Origin of the sequence: Rhodanobacter ginsengisoli (genome assembly GCF_042657065.1) — a bacterium.
Lineage (GTDB): Bacteria > Pseudomonadota > Gammaproteobacteria > Xanthomonadales > Rhodanobacteraceae > Rhodanobacter > Rhodanobacter ginsengisoli.
On record NZ_JBHSNF010000003.1, the window covers coordinates 111,550 to 127,404 of the forward strand.

General features: G+C 67.0%; 20 protein-coding genes and 2 pseudogenes. 16 read left to right on the top strand and 6 right to left on the bottom strand.

The features are described 5' to 3' along the window. Positions 1-8 precede the first annotated feature (8 nt). Positions 9-1,403 carry an Hsp70 family protein gene (locus ACFPPA_RS13920; protein WP_377320925.1) on the bottom strand — a complete coding sequence of 465 codons (1,395 nt, stop codon included), beginning with the start codon at positions 1,401-1,403 and terminating at the stop codon, positions 9-11. Between the two features lie 80 nt (positions 1,404-1,483). On the opposite strand from ACFPPA_RS13920, the gene ACFPPA_RS13925 reads away from it, so the two are divergent. The 5 genes and pseudogenes from ACFPPA_RS13925 to ACFPPA_RS13945 all read left to right on the top strand — a co-directional run bounded on the left by ACFPPA_RS13925 (position 1,484) and on the right by ACFPPA_RS13945 (position 5,549). Next, on the top strand, positions 1,484-2,422 hold the full coding sequence (locus ACFPPA_RS13925) for a DUF2167 domain-containing protein (RefSeq protein ID WP_377320927.1): 939 nt from the start codon (positions 1,484-1,486) through the stop codon (positions 2,420-2,422). A gap of 3 nt (positions 2,423-2,425) precedes the next feature. Further along, entirely contained in the window at positions 2,426-3,136 is a 711-nt protein-coding gene (locus ACFPPA_RS13930) for a hypothetical protein (protein ID WP_377320929.1), read from the top strand. Further along, entirely contained in the window at positions 3,133-3,537 is a 405-nt protein-coding gene (locus ACFPPA_RS13935) for a J domain-containing protein (protein WP_377320931.1), read from the top strand. Before ACFPPA_RS13930 ends, ACFPPA_RS13935 begins: the two co-directional genes overlap by 4 nt. A 423-nt stretch (positions 3,538-3,960) precedes the next feature. Beyond that, positions 3,961-5,022, top strand: a pseudogene (locus ACFPPA_RS13940) (acyltransferase family protein); the annotation flags it as partial. A 146-nt stretch (positions 5,023-5,168) separates the two neighbouring features. After that, the gene (locus tag ACFPPA_RS13945) at positions 5,169-5,549 is read left to right on the top strand and encodes a hypothetical protein (RefSeq protein WP_377320933.1); all 381 of its coding nucleotides are present in this window, start codon (positions 5,169-5,171) and stop codon (positions 5,547-5,549) included. A gap of 57 nt (positions 5,550-5,606) precedes the next feature. Here ACFPPA_RS13945 and ACFPPA_RS13950 read toward each other — a convergent pair whose 3' ends face one another. Then, positions 5,607-6,338: a DUF1223 domain-containing protein gene (locus tag ACFPPA_RS13950; RefSeq protein WP_377320935.1), complete on the bottom strand. Its 732-nt coding sequence runs from the start codon at positions 6,336-6,338 to the stop codon at positions 5,607-5,609. Positions 6,339-6,451: 113 nt separating this feature from the next. On the opposite strand from ACFPPA_RS13950, the pseudogene ACFPPA_RS13955 reads away from it, so the two are divergent. The 4 genes and pseudogenes from ACFPPA_RS13955 to ACFPPA_RS13970 form a co-directional block, all read left to right on the top strand. Continuing rightward, positions 6,452-6,562 (top strand): annotated as a pseudogene (locus tag ACFPPA_RS13955) (3-ketoacyl-ACP reductase); the annotation flags it as partial. A 142-nt stretch (positions 6,563-6,704) separates the two neighbouring features. Next, positions 6,705-6,950, top strand: a complete 246-nt coding sequence (locus ACFPPA_RS13960; protein ID WP_377320937.1) for a hypothetical protein — start codon at positions 6,705-6,707, stop codon at positions 6,948-6,950. A gap of 174 nt (positions 6,951-7,124) precedes the next feature. Further along, positions 7,125-7,280 (top strand): DUF3309 family protein, encoded by a 156-nt coding sequence (locus ACFPPA_RS13965; RefSeq protein ID WP_465269304.1) that lies wholly within the window; start codon positions 7,125-7,127, stop codon positions 7,278-7,280. A 169-nt stretch (positions 7,281-7,449) separates the two neighbouring features. After that, entirely contained in the window at positions 7,450-9,222 is a 1,773-nt protein-coding gene (locus ACFPPA_RS13970; RefSeq protein ID WP_377320939.1) for a sensor domain-containing diguanylate cyclase, read from the top strand. A gap of 26 nt (positions 9,223-9,248) precedes the next feature. Here ACFPPA_RS13970 and tsaA read toward each other — a convergent pair whose 3' ends face one another. Next, complete coding sequence (gene tsaA / locus ACFPPA_RS13975; RefSeq protein WP_377320941.1) at positions 9,249-9,794, bottom strand: tRNA (N6-threonylcarbamoyladenosine(37)-N6)-methyltransferase TrmO; 546 nt, start codon at positions 9,792-9,794, stop codon at positions 9,249-9,251. Positions 9,795-9,872: 78 nt separating this feature from the next. On the opposite strand from tsaA, the gene ACFPPA_RS13980 reads away from it, so the two are divergent. From ACFPPA_RS13980 to ACFPPA_RS13995, 4 genes are all read left to right on the top strand, one after another. After that, positions 9,873-10,247, top strand: coding sequence for a YciI family protein (locus ACFPPA_RS13980; RefSeq protein ID WP_377320943.1), 375 nt, complete (start codon positions 9,873-9,875; stop codon positions 10,245-10,247). Then, positions 10,244-10,777, top strand: a complete 534-nt coding sequence (locus ACFPPA_RS13985; RefSeq protein WP_377320945.1) for a DUF6630 family protein — start codon at positions 10,244-10,246, stop codon at positions 10,775-10,777. Before ACFPPA_RS13980 ends, ACFPPA_RS13985 begins: the two co-directional genes overlap by 4 nt. A gap of 61 nt (positions 10,778-10,838) precedes the next feature. Further along, a complete protein-coding gene (locus tag ACFPPA_RS13990) occupies positions 10,839-11,549 on the top strand; it encodes an HAD family hydrolase (protein WP_377320947.1) in 711 nt (236 codons plus the stop codon). 58 nt (positions 11,550-11,607) lie between these two features. Further along, positions 11,608-12,570 (top strand): quinone oxidoreductase family protein, encoded by a 963-nt coding sequence (locus ACFPPA_RS13995; protein ID WP_377320949.1) that lies wholly within the window; start codon positions 11,608-11,610, stop codon positions 12,568-12,570. 23 nt (positions 12,571-12,593) lie between these two features. Here ACFPPA_RS13995 and ACFPPA_RS14000 read toward each other — a convergent pair whose 3' ends face one another. Then, positions 12,594-12,866: a hypothetical protein gene (locus ACFPPA_RS14000; protein ID WP_377320951.1), complete on the bottom strand. Its 273-nt coding sequence runs from the start codon at positions 12,864-12,866 to the stop codon at positions 12,594-12,596. Between the two features lie 60 nt (positions 12,867-12,926). Further along, the gene (locus tag ACFPPA_RS14005) at positions 12,927-13,820 is read right to left on the bottom strand and encodes an ion channel (RefSeq protein ID WP_377320953.1); all 894 of its coding nucleotides are present in this window, start codon (positions 13,818-13,820) and stop codon (positions 12,927-12,929) included. Positions 13,821-13,956: 136 nt separating this feature from the next. On the opposite strand from ACFPPA_RS14005, the gene ACFPPA_RS14010 reads away from it, so the two are divergent. Together ACFPPA_RS14010 and ACFPPA_RS14015 are read left to right on the top strand one after the other, a co-directional pair. After that, on the top strand, positions 13,957-14,145 hold the full coding sequence (locus ACFPPA_RS14010) for a CPXCG motif-containing cysteine-rich protein (protein WP_377320955.1): 189 nt from the start codon (positions 13,957-13,959) through the stop codon (positions 14,143-14,145). Positions 14,146-14,173: 28 nt separating this feature from the next. Further along, on the top strand, positions 14,174-14,635 hold the full coding sequence (locus ACFPPA_RS14015) for a putative toxin-antitoxin system toxin component, PIN family (RefSeq protein ID WP_377320956.1): 462 nt from the start codon (positions 14,174-14,176) through the stop codon (positions 14,633-14,635). Positions 14,636-14,671: 36 nt separating this feature from the next. On the opposite strand, the gene pncA is transcribed toward ACFPPA_RS14015, so the two are convergent. Next, positions 14,672-15,313 carry a bifunctional nicotinamidase/pyrazinamidase gene (gene pncA, locus ACFPPA_RS14020; protein ID WP_377320958.1) on the bottom strand — a complete coding sequence of 214 codons (642 nt, stop codon included), beginning with the start codon at positions 15,311-15,313 and terminating at the stop codon, positions 14,672-14,674. A gap of 107 nt (positions 15,314-15,420) precedes the next feature. On the opposite strand from pncA, the gene ACFPPA_RS14025 reads away from it, so the two are divergent. Then, positions 15,421-15,804, top strand: coding sequence for a hypothetical protein (locus ACFPPA_RS14025; RefSeq protein ID WP_377320960.1), 384 nt, complete (start codon positions 15,421-15,423; stop codon positions 15,802-15,804). Positions 15,805-15,855 lie beyond the last annotated feature (51 nt).

Here is a 15,855-nt window from a genome sequence, read left to right on the forward strand (position 1 = left end):
GGCGCGGGTCAGTCGGCGATCCCGCGGGCGGCCACCGCCAACCCCGAGACCACACCGAGCGAGGGGTCGCCCCGCACCAGCGGTATCTCCGCGAAGCAGGCCTGGACGCAAGCACTCACCTGGGGCGTGCGCGAGGTGCCACCGGTGAGGAACACGCTGGCGGGCAGGGCCGGCAATTCGTCGCGCACCTTCGCCAGGGTTCGTTCCAGCTGGCCGAGGAAGCTGCCGATGGCGTGTTCGAAATCCGCGCTGCCCGCCTCGACCGTCAGGTCGCGCTCGATGAAGTCCAGCTCGGCGCGGTGCCGCGATGCACCGCTCAAGCTGATCTTGGTCCGTTCGGCCGTCTGGTTGAGACGAGTGGTGGCGCCGGGTTGCTGCAGCGCGCGCAGGCGTGAACCCCAGGGTTCGTCGAGCATCCGGTAGTCGTGCTGCTGGAACTCGCGCTGGCGGGGCAGGTTGTGCACGCTGGCGGCGTCGACGTAGTGATGCGCGGGCAGCCGGATCAGCTCCTTGCCCAGCTGCGGCATGAAGCTGTGCAGGCTGATGCTGACGTCCAGGTCGGTGCCGCCCTTGGGCAGGCCCCAGCTGCGCGCGATGTGCGGCGCGACGCCGCCGCCGAGCTGCGCGTGGGCCACGTCGGTTGTGCCGCCGCCGATGTCCACGATCAGCGCGTGCTGACGCGAGGCCAGGCTCCGGTGGTAATGCATCGCGGCGGCGGCCGGTTCCTCCAGGAAGGTCACGTGGTCGAAACCGGCCGCGGCGGCGGCCTCGCGCAGGATCTCGATCGCCTGTACCGAACCCTGGGCGCCCATCGAGCTGCGGAACTCCACCGGCCGGCCGATCACCGCGCCGCGCACCGGCACGCCGAACTGGTGGCTGGCGGTGAGCCGGATGTGTTCCAGGATATGCGTGGCGATGTGCACGATCACCCGCCGTACCTGCGGATCGAGCCGATAGCCGAACATCGACTTGGGCGACTCGATCAGGTTGCCGCCGCCGCTGTCCAGATAGCCCTCGACCGCCTCGTCGCCGAACAGGGCGTGCTGGAAGCTGGCCACCGGGGCGCTGGCGGTGCGCGTCCGATCCTCCAGCCACTGCCGCCGCACCACCCGCAACGCGTCGCGGCGCAGTTCGGCATCGCTGCGCGACGGCGGCTGCTGCCCGCGCGCGGTCGCCGCGTCGGCGAGCTGGCGCTGCTGGCTGCGCGCCAGCCGCAACTGCGCCTCCAGCTGGGCTTCCAGGGCGGGAGTCAGGGTGAAGTCGGCGGGATCGGGCACCCGCTCCGGGAAGAACACCGCGGTGCGGAACTGCTCGGCGTCGCCGAAGCGCACCAGTTGCAGCTCGCCGCCGACGATGGCTGCAGCAGCCGAATAGCTGGTGCCGAAATCGATGCCCAGGTACATGAGTCCACGCTGTCGCTGAATTTCAACTTCGCAGTATGACGGCTTCGCCGACGGTGGCCTATGCACTATAGTTTCCCGGCATGGTCGGCGTGGTATCGCACACGCCGTGCGCGGCGTTCGCCGGGGGGCGGGTTTCGCGTAGCGATGCGCCAGAAAGTGCATGGATCAACAAGGGGAAAGGAATGAGACGACTGTTTCTGGTGCTGATCGCACCCATCCTGGCGTGCCTGGGGGCATCGGCCATGGCGCAGGACAATTCGGCCGGCAGGCTGCCGTGGCAGCGTGGGCCGACGACCGTACAGCTGGGCAGCCATGCCTCGTTGAGGGTGCCGGAGGGCTTTGAGTTCCTGGATGCCAGCGGCACCAGAGAGCTGAACATCCGGATGCAGAATCCCTCCGGCGACACCGATCAATATGCATTGGCTGATGCAAGTGGCGCATGGGTGGCCTACTTTTCGTACGAAGACACCGGCTACATCAAGGACGATGAAAAGATCGACGCCGACGACATCCTGGCTTCCATCCGCAGCGGCACCGAGGAAAGCAACAGGGAGCGGCGGGCGCGCGGCTGGGACGAGCTCAAGGTTCTCGGCTGGAGTGCCAAGCCGCAATACGACACCGAACTCAAGTCGCTGGCATGGTCGATCCTTGCCGAGGACGTCGGCACGCATGACAAGGTGGTGAACTACAACACCCGTCTGCTCGGCCGTCTCGGCGTGATGGACGTGGTGGTGGCCACTGCCCCGGAGAAGCTCGATGACGCCATCGAAAACTTCAAGCGTGCGGTACCCGGTTTCCAGTTTGCTCCCGGTGAAACCTACGGGGAGTATCAGCCTGGTGACCACGTTGCGGCCTATGGCCTGGCGGCCCTGATCACCGGCGGCGCCGCAGCGGTCGCTGCGAAAAAAGGCCTGTTCACCGTGATCGGCGGCTTTCTGGTGGCTGCCTGGAAGTTCGTGCTGGCCGGTCTGGTCGCGGCGAGCGCCTGGCTGAAATCGTTGTTCAAGAGCAAGCGCTAGCGAATGACGCCGCACGATCAGTGGCTGCTCATGGGTGGAGTCGTCGGCTTGTACCTGTACGACTCCGCCCTGCTGCTGTTTCACAACGAAATCGTGCTGGAGTCGAAGCGCCACGGCTATCTCGTTTCCGCTGGCGGCGCGCTGGAAATCGGCGGCAGGTACCTGTTCCTGCCGAATCCCTGCTGTCCGCACCGCCTGCTCATCCGCCTGGGTTGGTCGGCCGGCGAAGCACGGGATCGGCCACGCCCGCCATGGAAACGTACCCGGCTCGCACTGTCGATCATTGCGCCATGGACCTGGCTGCTGCTGGGGCTGTTCTTCGTGGCCTTGCCGTATGCGTTGTGGGTCGGCACAAATGTCGTGTTGCTGTGCTGGCTGCTGCTGACCTACCTGGTGATCACCGCGATGCTGCTACATGTTCACCGCCACCGGAAGGCGTTGAACCTTTCAACGCATGCGCTGATCGCGTTGGCGTTCGATACGCTGCTCTGCGCTCCGTTCGCGATCAATATCGTCCGGAAGATCAGCCTGCGCCAGGTGACCCCCGATCTGCGCAGCGTCGCATCATCGCTGCTGTCCACGGCCGAGCACAGCGTGCTGACCGGCATCCTCCGCCGGAGGATCCAGACCAGCCTGTGCTTCCTGGAGCAGGGCAGCGCCGCCAGTGATGCGCTGCATGCCTATCTGAAGCATGTCGAGGACGGGACACCATGACCCTTACGCAGATCGTGATCGTCGTGGCGGGGCTGTTCCTGGGTTATCGCCTGGTCAGTTACATGCTTTCGCCCGGCACGGGTGACGAGGGCAAGACGTCCGGTTCATCGGCCGATGCCCGCCCGGGCGCAGGCAGGACGCAGACGCGCGGGCGCGAATGGAACTGGAACGATGCAGTCGCACCCTCCGTACCTGGGACGAACCTCATGTGGTACCAGACACTGGGCGTCGCCGAGTCCGCCAGTCTCGCGGAGATCGACCACGCGTACCGCGTGCAGATCAGCCAGTATCATCCCGACAAGGTGGCCAGGCTCGGTGCGGATATCCGCCGGCTTGCCGAAGCACGCTCAAAGGAAATCAATGCGGCCTACGACATGGCGATTCGCCTTCGGCAGCGGTAGGCAACTTTCAGAACCGGTTGCCGATGACGGCAGCCGTCGCACCGGGAAAGCTCCCGTGATTTCGCCTTCGGTCGTTGGAATCCGCATGTCAAAGCCGAAACATCCATTGCCCGTTGCGTCGAAAGCCGCCGATCGGAAATGCCGCCGTTCCTGCGCATGCGTCGAGCCGGGTGCGGGCTGTCGAACGACATGGAATCGTCTTCGACGGCTCGCTGCTGTCATGGTTGCGGGCACTTCCGGGCTCGGACGCAGTACCTGTCCGGTGAGCAGCCCTCGTTGCCCGAGTCCTGGCATCGGCGACCGGCGGATGACCGCCGTGTCGGGCAGAGTGACGGGTCGCTGCAGGTCGCATCGTGACCGAACGCTGCCGCACAGCGGATCGCATCGCACATGACGCCGTGCCAGATGCATGACAAGAACGCCATGAATCGCCTTCCCGGCCTGGATCTGTTGCGCGCCATCGCCATCGTCTGGGTGATGCTGTTCCATTCGTTCATCGTCGGCGGACTGGGGCCCGATTTCAGCTGGCTCTCGCGCTTCGGCTGGGCGGGCGTGGATATCTTCTTCGTGCTGAGCGGCTTCCTGATCGGCAGTCAGGTGCTGCGGCCGTTGCAGCGCGGTGAAGCGATGGCGTTCGGCGCCTTCTACGCGCGGCGCGCCTGGCGCATCCTGCCCGCGTTCGCGGTGGTGCTGTTGCTGTACGTGTGTTTCCCGATGCTGCGGGAGGCACCGGGGCTGGCGCCGTGGTGGCAGTTCGTCACGTTCAGCTTGAACCTGCTGATCGACTACGGACACGACCAGGCTTTCTCGCATGCCTGGTCGCTGTGCGTCGAAGAGCATTTCTACCTGGTCTTTCCGCTGCTGGCCTGGTGGCTGGCACGGCGGCCCTCGACGCTGAAGTTCGTCGGCGTCTGCGCGGGCGTGCTGCTGTTCGGCATCGTGCTGCGCGGTGCGGTATGGCTGCACGATGCCGCGATCGATCCGCCGCGCAACTGGTTCATCGAGGACATCTATTACCCGAGCTGGATGCGCCTGGACGGACTGCTGATGGGCGTCATGCTGGCGGCATGGCGGATCTTTCGGCCACAGGCCTGGGCGCGGACGCAACGGCGTTCGAACACGCTGCTGCTTGCCGGTTTCGTGGTGTCGGCGCTCGCGTTCGGGCTGTTCCGCGATCGCACCGGCCTGCTGGCCAACGTGCTGGGCTGGCCGCTGCTGTCGTTCGGCTTCGGATTGCTGGTGTTTGCCGGTGCCGATAGCAGCAGCTTCCTCGGCCGCCGGCGGTTGCCGGGTGCGGGCTGGATGGCGGCGATCTCCTACAGTCTCTACCTCAGTCACAAGATCGCCCTGCACCTGGTGCAGACCACGCTTGGCACGTCGTTGCAGGGGCATGGCGCGCTGGCCTTCGCCGTGTATGCGGCGGCGGTGTTGTCGCTCGGCGCGGCCTTGCACTACCTCGTCGAGCGCCCGTGCCTGCGGCTGCGCGAACGCCGGGCGATGGCGAAAGCCGTGGCGGTCGCCGCTGCCGTAAATCTGCCGCACGGCAGCTCGCTGCCACAGACCGCGTGGGTGGATGGACCACTGCCCATGCAGAATTTCCAGGGTCCGTCAATCAGACAGGGGGAATCATCGTGAATACATCGAATCCATACGAGGCACCCAAGGCCGACGTGGCCATGCCGGTAGCGGACGAGCCGCAGACCGAGCTGGTGGCCAGTGCGCAGAAGTTGATCATCTACGCGATCCTGGCGTACTTCGCCGCCGCGGTCGTGCGTATGTTGCTGGGCCCGGTCGGTCTGCTGGTCGGCGTGACTGCGGTGCTGATGGGCCTGGTCGGCGCGTATCGGCTTTGCACGGGGCTGGGATACCCGATGGCGGTCCGGGTGCTGCTGATGGTGCTGATGTGCGTGCCGCTGGTGAGCCTGATCGTGCTGCTGGTGCTGAACGGCAAGGCCACACGTCGACTGCGCGACGCCGGCTACCGGGTCGGCTTGCTGGGAGCGTCACGCTGAGTCGACGGGTAGGCGTCGGCTCCGGATGTGCTGCGGACGACGGTGGCGCATGCTTCGTCAGAAGGCGGCAGGCGCCTTGCCCGCGCCGAGGATCTCGCCGCCGTTCGCGAGCTGGACCAGCGCCGCGGTCGACAGGCCGTCCAGCGTCGAGGGCGGAACAGTGAACGCACGCGGGCTGCCATCCCAGCGGCCCAGGTGGACCAGTTCGCGCACCACGTTGCGGTGCGGAAGGGTGCGCCCGCCATTCTCGCCGGCACCGATGGCGACCTGGATCGTGCGCGGGTCGTAGCGCACCAGCCAGACGTCGCAGGTGCCGGCAGGCTTGCCCGCGCCCACGATCAGCTGGCCGTGCTGCCAGGACAGCGTGGGTCCCTGCATGCCGGCGCGGGCGATCGCCTGATCGAGTTGCCCCCGGTCCACGCCGACCAGATCGGCATGGCCGTCCACATAGACCTGCGGGGTCCACACATCGCTGCGTCCGCGGTGCCTGGCGTAGGCCCATTGCCGGTCAGTGAACGCGGGGCTGGCGAACGTGTCCTTCCAGCCCAGGCTGTCCCAGTAGGTGACGCCCCAGGACAGCGCGAGGATGTCGGGCCGTCCCGCGATCGCGTTGAGATTGGCCTCGGCCGGCGGGCACGAGGAGCAGCCCTGGCTCTGGAACAGCTCGACCACGACCAGGCGTGTCGGCGTGGTGGTTCGTGCCTGGGCGTGGGCGATCCCGACGCCGGCCAGCAGCGACAGGGCGCCGAGCAGCAGTCGGGCGGGCAGGTGGGTCGGCATTCCGGTCATGGCGCACTCCGTCGACACGCCGGCAAGGAGGATGCACGGATCGGTGTCGTCATTCCCTTCCTTCGCCGCGGCGTGGGGAAAGTTACCTGGCGCCGATGCGCCGGCCAGGTCCCAAACGCCTGGGCCAGCCCGGCGACATTGCCGACGTGGTGGCATTCCTTGCCGGCGCGGACGGTGGCTGGATCAACGGCCAGGTGCTGCGCGCCAACGGCGGAATCATCTGATGAATCCCCGGTCGCGCCGCGTCCGCGGCGCGCCGAGGGGCGAGGGCTGATCGAGATCAGGGCGCAGGCGGGGCGAGGCCGGCATGATCGCGGTCCGCCGGGGCATGTCGCCCCGGCGCCGATCCTGCCTGGAGAATGCGCGATGCTGTTTCAAGTGAAGAACCTTGCCGAGGGCGCCACCGCCATCGCCGCGGCCCTGCGTGCGCTGGACGGGCAGGCCAGGGTCAACAGCGATCTGGCCGCGGGGCAGATCGATGTCACCGCGCAACTGACCTCCGAGCAGGTCATCGCGGCCCTGCGTGGAGCCGGTCATGAGGCGCAACGCGTGTCCGAGCCGCGCCAGATCCATGTCAGCGGCGGCAGCGACTGCTGCGGAAGCTGCAGCTGAGGCTTGCGTGGAGGTTGTGCAGCGGACCGGGCTGGCCATCGCCCGGTCGCGGCCGTCCCCGGGCCGGTGAAACGGGCGATGCGGTTTCCGTCACACGGTCCAGACATGCAGGACAGGCACCATCGCGGCATGGCTTGACCACCGTGGCGCCATAACCACCCCGAGGACCTGTGCATGTTGATGACCATCCTGATTATTGTCCTGATACTGGCGCTTGTCGGCGGCCTGCCGACCTGGCCGCACTCCCGTTCATGGGGTTACGGGCCCAGCGGCATCCTCGGGGTGATCGTGGTGATCGTGCTGGTGTTGTGGCTGCTCGGAAGGCTGTAAGGCCAGCGACGGCGTTAGCGTAGGCATCGCGTCGCCATCCGCTTTGCCCGTTCGTGACCGGTGCCCCGGTTTCCCGGTCGCATTCGACCCTGCCCGTGTCCACCGTGTGCGCGGACTGCTAGGGTATCGGCGATGAAGTCGATGACACCTGCCGGGGGTATTTCCTGCCATGCCCGCTGCCGCCACGCCTGCTGACGAAGCCCAGCGTCTGGCCAGGTTGCGGGCGCTGGCCGTGCTGGATACGGATGCCGAGCCGCTGTTCGATGCGTTGACCCGCGCGGCGGCTGCGCTGACGGGTCGGCCGATTGCGCTGATCAGCCTGATCGATGCGGATCGCCAGTGGTTCAAGTCCAATGTCGGCCTTGCCGGGGTCAGCGAGACCCCGCGCGACAGCGCGTTCTGCGCGCACACCATCCTTGGCGCCGAATTGATGGAGGTGGCAGACGCGCGGTGCGATCCACGCTTTGCCGACAATCCGCTGGTCACCGGCAAGCCGGATATCCGTTTCTATGCGGGCGCTCCGATCACGCTGAGCGACGGGCTGCGCATGGGTTCGCTGTGCGTGATCGACCGCGAACCGGGTGCGCTCGATGAGCGTCAGCGCCAGACCCTGAAGGTGCTGGCCAGCGCGGCCGCAGAGGCGCTGGAGCTGCGCCGGTACGCGCAGGAGAAGAGTGCAGCATTGGAGCACGAGGCCGAGGCGCTGCGGCAGGAGGTGGACTCGCGACGGCTGCTTGAGCAGGAGCTGCTCAGCAGGAGGGCGTTTCTCAAGCGCACTGGCCGGCTCGCCGGGGTCGGCGGCTGGGAGCTGGATCTGGCCACCCAACAGATCACCTGGTCCGACGAGACTTGCCGCATTCATGATCTTCCGGCGGGTTATCGGCCCAGTCTGGACGAGGCGCTCGATTTCTATGCACCGGAGGCCCGGCCGCTCATTCAGGCGGCGGTGGAGAAGGCGATCGCCGACGGCGAAGGCTGGGATCTGCAACTGCCGCTGATCACCGCGACCGGGCGAAATATCTGGGTGCGCGCGATCGGCACGGTCGAGTATGCCGAGGACGGTCAACCGCGTTGCCTGGCCGGGGCGTTCCAGGACGTTACCCTGCGCAAGCGGGCGGTCGCGGCGCTGGAGGCCAGCGACCGGCGCTTCCGCAAACTGTTCCAGTACAGCCTGGGCCTGATCTGCACGCACGATCACGAGGGCCTGTTGCTGTCGGTCAATCCGGCGGCTGCGAAATCCCTGGGCTATTCGATCGGCGAGATGATCGGTCGCCCGTTGACGGACTTCATGCGGCCCCAGCTGCATCCGGCCTTCCGCGACTACCTGTTGCGGGTCATTACCAACGACAGCGATGCCGGCACGCTGGAGCTGATCGCCAAGGACGGCAGCCTGCATATCTGGCAATACCACAACGTGCTCGATGACGAGGGCGAGGATCCTTACGTGCTGGGGCACGCACAGGATGTCACCGAGCTCCAGCAGCAGCAGATCAAGTTGCGCGAGTGGTCGATTCGCGACACGCTAACCGGCTGCTTCAACCGGCGCTATCTGGCCGAGCTGATCGCGACTCACCAGAAGGAGCGGCTGGGCTGCATCGTGATCGACCTCGATCACTTCAAGCAGATCAACGACACCTGGGGTCATCAACGTGGCGACGAGGTGCTGATCGGCATGGCGGCCTTCCTTACCCATCACGTGCGTGCGCAGGACGCCGTGGTCCGGCTCGGCGGCGACGAGTTCCTGGTGCTGTTGCGCGAGGCCGGGGACGGTCTCACCGAGACCATCGTGGGACGCATCGATGCGGATCGGGCGGCGGCCCCGATCGCCTTCACGCTGGGCTCGACGACGCTCGATGAGGGCGTGTCGCTGGAAACCGGTCTGGCCGAGGCCGATCGGCTGCTGTACCAGGCGCGGGCGGGGCGTCCACGACGGGCGCGTTAGTTTTTTCGCGGGCGTGGACGCGCGGATCAGCCGATCGGCGAGGAGCGTGGCTTGCGTGGGCCCGGCGCGGAATGCCGCCCCTGTGCGGCGTCGATCTGGTCGATCCAGCCCGCCCGCGAACCGGGAAACGCGTCGGCATACGGCACGTACGGCTTGATGTCGAGGATCGGCGTACCGTCCAGCAGATCGATCCCGCGCACGCGCAGGACCTGTTCACCGACCTCGACCAGCTCGACTGCCGACAGGCCGATCGCGTTCGGCCGGTGCGGCGAGCGGGTGGCCAGCACGCTGCGCTTGCCGCCGCCCCGCGGTGGCCGGACCTCGGCCTTCCAGCCCTCGCTGCGATGGAACACGAACACCAGCCAGATCCGCTGGAAGCCGGCGAGGTCGCGAAACGCGGCGGGAGGAAAGCCCGCCACGAACTCGATGCTGGCCTCGACCGCCGCCTGCGTTTCGGTGCCCGCCACGATCGTGGACTGGTGCGGTGCATCAATCCGTTGCGTGTACGGGGAGCGCACGATGGCGATGGACTGGCAGGAAAGCGTGTGGGAAAAATCGTGCATGACGGTCATGGCGGGGGAGTTTGCGGCATTATCCTCTCTGATTCTCCTCCCGCGGTTCCTTGAGCCGCTTCCCCTGTCGAGGACCCCATGAAATATCTTGTGATGATCTACTGCGACGACGCCTTGCTGGACGCGCTGCCGGCGGGTGAGTTCGACACCTTGATGCACGGCTGCTTCATGCATGCCGATGCCTTGCGCGCGCAAGGGCAGCTGCATGATTCGCAGCAACTGGAAGCACCATCCACCGCCCGCACGCTGCGCATGCGCAATGGCCAGGTCAGCGTGGTCGACGGCCCGTTTGCCGAGACCAAGGAATACCTGGGCGGGTTCAACCTGATCGAGGCCGAGAACATGGACGAGGCAGTGCGGATCGCCTCGGCGTTTCCGTGGTCGCGCACCGGCGCGATCGAGATCCGGCCGCTGCGCGAGCTGAGCGTCGTGCGGCAACGGGTGGGCGCATGAGCGACTACGACGAGGAGTTCGACGCCGAGCGCGAATTCGACGACGTCGAGGAGGACTCGGTCGAGGCGAAGGTCTGGCAGCTGCTGCTGCTGATCAATCCGGGCGACGAGGAGACCGCGCTGCAGCAGTTCGCCGATTACCGCGAGGCCAGTGCCGAACTCGAACCCGATGAGCTGGTGCCGATCGAGCTGATCGGCCGGGTGATCGACTGGCGCTCCGGCTTCATCGTCGACGAGCATGACCTGCGTTCGCTGATCCAGGCGATCGACGAGCTGGCCTCGCGCTTCAGCCTGTCGGTCGACTGGAACGGCGATCCGGACGACGACGAATTCTTCGATGACATGGACGCGGCGGAACTGTTCTCGATTGCCTACGACCGGCTGGCCGAATTCGGCTACACGCTGTGGGCGTGGGAGACCGATGGCGATGGCGTGGCTGGCTGGATGACGCTGACCCGCGACGTCGAGCCGCTGCGCGAACTGGCCTCCGCGCTGCACATCAACCTGCGCCTGGGCAGCCAGGTCAGCTGAGCGAACGACAATGGACAGGCGCCGGCAAAAAACATTTCGAGCGGACGAGAGACGAGGTCCCATGCTGCAACTGATCGGATTCGACGGCGACGACACGCTGTGGCACAGCGAGGGCTATTACCAGCACGCCAGTACCGAGTTTGCCGCGATCGTCGGCAGTTACGTCGACCTCGGCGACGTGCATGACAGCATGCTGGCGACCGAACGGCGCAACCTGAAACTGTTCGGTTACGGCGCCAAGGGGATGACGCTGTCGATGGTGGAGACCGCCATCGAGGTCACCGACGGGCGCATCCGCGCCACGGATATCCACCGACTGGTGGAACTGGGCAAGAGCCTGCTGCAGCATCCGGTGGAGTTGCTGCCCGGCATCCGCGCAGCGGTCGAGGCGGTGGCCGAACATCACCAGATCGTGCTGATCACCAAGGGTGATCTGTTCCATCAGGAGCAGAAGGTCGCCCGGTCGGGACTGGCCAGCCTGTTCCGGCGGATCGAGATCGTGTCGGAGAAGGACGCGGTCACCTATCGGCGCGTGCTGGACGAATTCGACCTGCAGCCGGCCCAGTTCGTGATGGTCGGCAACTCACTGCGCTCGGACATCGAACCGGTGGTGCGGCTCGGCGGCTGGGCCATCCACCTGCCCTACCACGTGACCTGGGCGCACGAGATGGAGCATGGCCTGGTCGGGGACGATCCGCACGTGGTCAAGATAGACGCGCCCAGGGACATTCCCGGTGCGCTGGCCCAGCTGCATGAGCGCGCATCGGCTTGAATCGCGCGTGCGCCGGGCCCATGGTGGTGTGTTGCCATCGAGCCCGGAGTCACCCGTCATGCATGCCCTGATCTTCCATCGCTTCGGTGCTCCCGAGGTATTGCACTGGGCCGAACGGCCCGACCCGGTGCCGGAGCCCGGCCAGGCGCTGGTGCGGATGCGCAGCGTCGGGCTGAATTTCGCCGACGTCTATCGGCGCAACGGCAACTATCACCTCAGCGGCACCGCGCCGTGGCTGCTCGGCTACGAGGGCGCCGGGGTGATCGAGCAGGCCGCGGCGGGCGACACCTCCTTCCCGGTCGGCATGCGTGTCGGCTTTGCCGACATGCCGTACGCGAACGCGGAGCTGGTCGCGGTGGATCTGGACAAGCTGATCCCGCTGCCGGACGACATCACGTTCGACACCGCGGCTGCCACCCTGCTGCAGGGCCTGACCGCGCAGTACCTGGTGACCGACAGTTATCCGGTGCAGCGTGGCGAGGTGGCCGTGGTGCATGCGGCGGCCGGCGGCGTCGGCCTCTTGCTGGTGCAGATGCTGAAGGCGCGGGGTGCGCGCGTATTGGGCATCGCCTCCAGCGAGGCCAAACGCGCGGCGGTGCGGGCGGTCGGCGCGGACGCCGTTGCCGGCTACGACGACTGGGTCGCCGAGGCGCGCACGCTCAGCGGTGGGCGTGGCGCCGACGTGGTGTACGACTCGGTCGGGCGCACGCTCGACGACAGCCTCGGGGTGGCCCGCATCGGCGGCACCGTGGTGTTCTACGGCATGGCGGCGGGCGATCCCGAGCCGGTCGATCCGCGGCGGCTGATGGATCGCTCGCTCACCCTCACCGGTGGCGACCTGTGGAATGTATTGACCAATGCCGCGATCCGCCGGGAACGGGCCGCTGCCCTGTTCGCCCAGATTCGCGCCGGCACCGTTCGGCCGACCATCGCCGCGCGCTACCCGCTCAGCGAGGGCGCGCAGGCACATGCCTGGCTGGAGAGTCGCGCGGCCATCGGCAAGGTCCTGCTGACGCTGTGAGATCCGTCGCCGGCGGGCGGCACTCAGGCTTCGCCGGCGGGCTCGTCGTCGAAGCCGGTGTAGCCCTCGGGAAAGATCGGGGTGCCGTCATCCTCCAGTCCGGACATCTCGGCCAGCGCCTTGGCGGCGGCGGCCTCGGCGATGTCCCGGGCGCGGAAGCTGCGGTTCTCGCAGATCGCGAAGTACATCGGAAAACCGTGGCCGCGCGGAGTGATCGCCAGGTACGCGGTGTAGCGCGAGCCTTCCAGGGTGGCGCCGGAGCGGGCCAGGTAATTGTCGAACTCGCGCTCGGCCATGGGATATATCCGCAACAGTGGACGCCCAGTGTATCGCTTCGCGAACTCCGGATCGCCGCGTCATGCGTCCAGCGGCACCACGTCGTGGAACACGCTGTAGTCGATGATGTTGACGCCGTTGCCATCGTCGTGGACGAGGTCGACGTAGCGGTGGTTCCAGCGCAGGTCGCCATGGCTCCAGCGCTGGCGCGCCAGCATGGACTGCGAGGTCGTCTCGTCGATGCCCTCGAGACTCAGCAGGAAAGCCGTCTGGGTCGCTTCCATTGTTTCCGGCGTCTCGCCGTGGAGCGGGCTGTCTTCATCGATGACATGCATCAGGTTCCACGTGAGCATGAAGATCGGATGACGATCGCGGACCAGCTTCAGGTCGTGGATCTTGATCAGCCGGAAGCCCTCCGACGACACTTCCAGGCGCAGCAGATGCAGCTGCGCCGAGGCCTCGGCTATCACGTTGTGGCGGGTATTGGCCACACGCACCATCAGGGTCTGCTGGCCGTTGATGGGACGCACGATCGGGTGGTCGGCGAAGATGATCTTGGCGCGCGGTCGCGAGAAGCGCGCGAAGATCAGCCCGGTGACCACGGCGATGCAGGCCATGCCGGTGAAGATCTCCACCGTGGCCACGACATGCGCATACATGGTGTGCGGATGCATGTCGCCGTAGCCGACCGTCGACAGCGTCTCCACGCTGAAGAAGAACGCGCCGAGGAAACCCTGCGGAGCCTGGTTGGCGATCGACTGCGTGCCGAGCAGGTAGAGCGCGGCAAAGAGCGCATTGAGCAACAGGAAGACCGCCGCGGCCAGGCCGAAGAATACCGGCCAGCGGATGGTCAGTGCGCGATGGTAGATGTCGTCCCAGACGCGGCGTGACAGGCCCAGGCTGACGAAGGGTCGTCCGCCGAGGCTGATCGTGCGGGGGCGATTCAGGAGCTGCAGTATCTGCCTGGGATTCATCGCGGGAGCTTGACCGGGAAAAGGGATGCCGTGCATGGCGGGCCCGCACGGTCTGCATGGATTGTAGCCCGCGCGATGCGGGTATCAGCGCCGCCGATCTGTGGCAAGCTGGGCCGCTCCTGCCCGGTACGCCACCATGCTCACGCCCGTCGACATCTCATGCCCTTACTGCGGTGAACCGCTCGAGATCCTGGTCGATGCCTCGGCCGGCGACCAGTACTACATCGAGGACTGCCAGGTCTGCTGCCGGCCGATCCAGCTGGGCATCCGCATCGATGCGGACGGTGAGCCGCAGGTGAGCGCAAGCTCCGAGAACGATGCCTGAGCACGGCCGTTCTGCGCGGGTGGCCGCGATGAGCGCCGGGCCGCCGCCGCGCATCGTGCTGGATACCAATGTGTGCCTGGATCTGTTCGTGTTCCGCGACCCGCTGTGTTCGCACCTGCTGACGGCGCTGGCGAGCGGCGCGGTGCAGGCGGTGACCCGTGACGACTGTCGCGACGAATGGCTGCGGGTGCTGCACTACCCGCAGCTGCCGATCGACGATCGCACGCGACCGGCGTTCGCGGCGGCCTTCGATGCGCTGATCGTGCATCTGCCGGCGACGGCGCTGGCCGTGCGCGAGGACGTGCAGTTGCCGCGCTGCGCCGATGCCGACGATCAGAAATTCATGGAGCTGGCACTGGCGGCAGGCGCCGGCTGGCTGCTCAGCAAGGACAAGGAGCTGCTTCGGCTGGACCGGCGCACGCGCGGCACGGGACTGTTCACGATCTGCCTGCCGCAAGCGTGGTCGATCGCCGCCGTCCGCGCTGGCTGAGCGGGACAACGCCAGTGTTCCGCCTCGGCGTGGCCGCTATTCGCCCGCCTCGACGATCGCGATGCCCTGCGCCAGCAAGCGGGCACGGGTAGCCACGTCCGTGTCCGGTGTCACCGGGCGGCACAGGTCCCACAGCACACTGGCGCGCAAGCCGAGCTCGCGCGCGTCCTGCGCCGTCCACAGCACGCAGACGTCGCGGGCGAGGCCGCAGACGAACACCTCGGTCACGCCGCGCTCGCGCAGCCAGCCGCCCAGTCCGGTCCGGGGCCGCGCGCCGTCCGGACCGTGGTTTTCGCGAAAACCGCTGTAGGAGTCGATCGCCGGATCGCTGCCCTTGCGGATCACCGCATCCAGCGCCGACCAGTCGATGGCCGGATGCAGCTCGGCCCCGGGCGTGCCCTGCACACAATGATCCGGCCAAAGCGTCTGCGGCTGGCCGTACAACGCGATCTGTTCGAACGGGGCCCGGCCCGGATGCGAGCTGGCGAACGAGATGTGTCCGCGCGGATGCCAGTCCCGGGTCGCGACGACGTGTCGAAAACGGCGCTGGCGCAACAGCTGGTCGATGCCCGTCACGATCGCGTCCCCCTGGTGACAGGCCAGTGCGCCGCCGGGCATGAAGTCCGGTTGCACGTCGACCAGGATCAGCGCGGCATCGGGGGAGAAAGGCTGGCTCATGGCAGAGGATGGATCGCGGGGATGATCGGCTGAAGTCTAGCGCGACCCGCCGGGGTACCGATGGCACATAATGCTGGCAGCGGTGATCACCGAAGCAGGGGCGGGCGATGCAATACGACCAGTCGTGGATGGGCAAGGGCATCGTCGGCGGGGTCGAGGCCGGCCTGGTCTCCGTCGTGGTGGCGTTGCTGCTGTTCCTGCTGTTCCACTGGCTGGGGCGACGCAACGGCTGGAGCTACGGCCCGCAGATCGGCTGGTCGTTCCTGCTGGCGACCGTGCTGACCGCTGGCGGCGACCTGTGGGACATGTTCTATTTCAACTACGCGCATCTGCAGTCGCTGCCCCTGCTGCGGGCCGAGCTGGCGCTGGTGCACGATCCGGAAAACCTGGGCGTGCGCGTGCTGTGCGAGTTGCTGGGGGTGGCGCTGGGAATCTATGTCGGCTGGATGCTGAGTCGCGGCCGCCGGAACCCCGGCGAAGGGCACCGGTAGCTGCAGTCGCGCAAACCCGGCCGATGACGTGCCACCGGCGGACGGGGTGGC

Bases quoted from the DNA above. Each gene is read 5' to 3' on its own strand.
- ACFPPA_RS13920 (WP_377320925.1), bottom strand. From the start codon at position 1,403: ATGTACCTGGGCATCGATTTCGGCACCAGCTATTCGGCTGCTGCAGCC.
- ACFPPA_RS13925 (WP_377320927.1), top strand. From the start codon at position 1,484: ATGGTCGGCGTGGTATCGCACACGCCGTGCGCGGCGTTCGCCGGGGGG.
- ACFPPA_RS13930 (WP_377320929.1), top strand. From the start codon at position 2,426: ATGACGCCGCACGATCAGTGGCTGCTCATGGGTGGAGTCGTCGGCTTG.
- ACFPPA_RS13935 (WP_377320931.1), top strand. From the start codon at position 3,133: ATGACCCTTACGCAGATCGTGATCGTCGTGGCGGGGCTGTTCCTGGGT.
- ACFPPA_RS13950 (WP_377320935.1), bottom strand. From the start codon at position 6,338: ATGACCGGAATGCCGACCCACCTGCCCGCCCGACTGCTGCTCGGCGCC.
- ACFPPA_RS13960 (WP_377320937.1), top strand. From the start codon at position 6,705: ATGCTGTTTCAAGTGAAGAACCTTGCCGAGGGCGCCACCGCCATCGCC.
- ACFPPA_RS13965 (WP_465269304.1), top strand. From the start codon at position 7,125: ATGTTGATGACCATCCTGATTATTGTCCTGATACTGGCGCTTGTCGGC.
- ACFPPA_RS13970 (WP_377320939.1), top strand. From the start codon at position 7,450: ATGCCCGCTGCCGCCACGCCTGCTGACGAAGCCCAGCGTCTGGCCAGG.
- tsaA (WP_377320941.1), bottom strand. From the start codon at position 9,794: ATGACCGTCATGCACGATTTTTCCCACACGCTTTCCTGCCAGTCCATC.
- ACFPPA_RS13980 (WP_377320943.1), top strand. From the start codon at position 9,873: ATGAAATATCTTGTGATGATCTACTGCGACGACGCCTTGCTGGACGCG.
- ACFPPA_RS13985 (WP_377320945.1), top strand. From the start codon at position 10,244: ATGAGCGACTACGACGAGGAGTTCGACGCCGAGCGCGAATTCGACGAC.
- ACFPPA_RS13990 (WP_377320947.1), top strand. From the start codon at position 10,839: ATGCTGCAACTGATCGGATTCGACGGCGACGACACGCTGTGGCACAGC.
- ACFPPA_RS13995 (WP_377320949.1), top strand. From the start codon at position 11,608: ATGCATGCCCTGATCTTCCATCGCTTCGGTGCTCCCGAGGTATTGCAC.
- ACFPPA_RS14000 (WP_377320951.1), bottom strand. From the start codon at position 12,866: ATGGCCGAGCGCGAGTTCGACAATTACCTGGCCCGCTCCGGCGCCACC.
- ACFPPA_RS14005 (WP_377320953.1), bottom strand. From the start codon at position 13,820: ATGAATCCCAGGCAGATACTGCAGCTCCTGAATCGCCCCCGCACGATC.
- ACFPPA_RS14010 (WP_377320955.1), top strand. From the start codon at position 13,957: ATGCTCACGCCCGTCGACATCTCATGCCCTTACTGCGGTGAACCGCTC.
- ACFPPA_RS14015 (WP_377320956.1), top strand. From the start codon at position 14,174: ATGAGCGCCGGGCCGCCGCCGCGCATCGTGCTGGATACCAATGTGTGC.
- pncA (WP_377320958.1), bottom strand. From the start codon at position 15,313: ATGAGCCAGCCTTTCTCCCCCGATGCCGCGCTGATCCTGGTCGACGTG.
- ACFPPA_RS14025 (WP_377320960.1), top strand. From the start codon at position 15,421: ATGCAATACGACCAGTCGTGGATGGGCAAGGGCATCGTCGGCGGGGTC.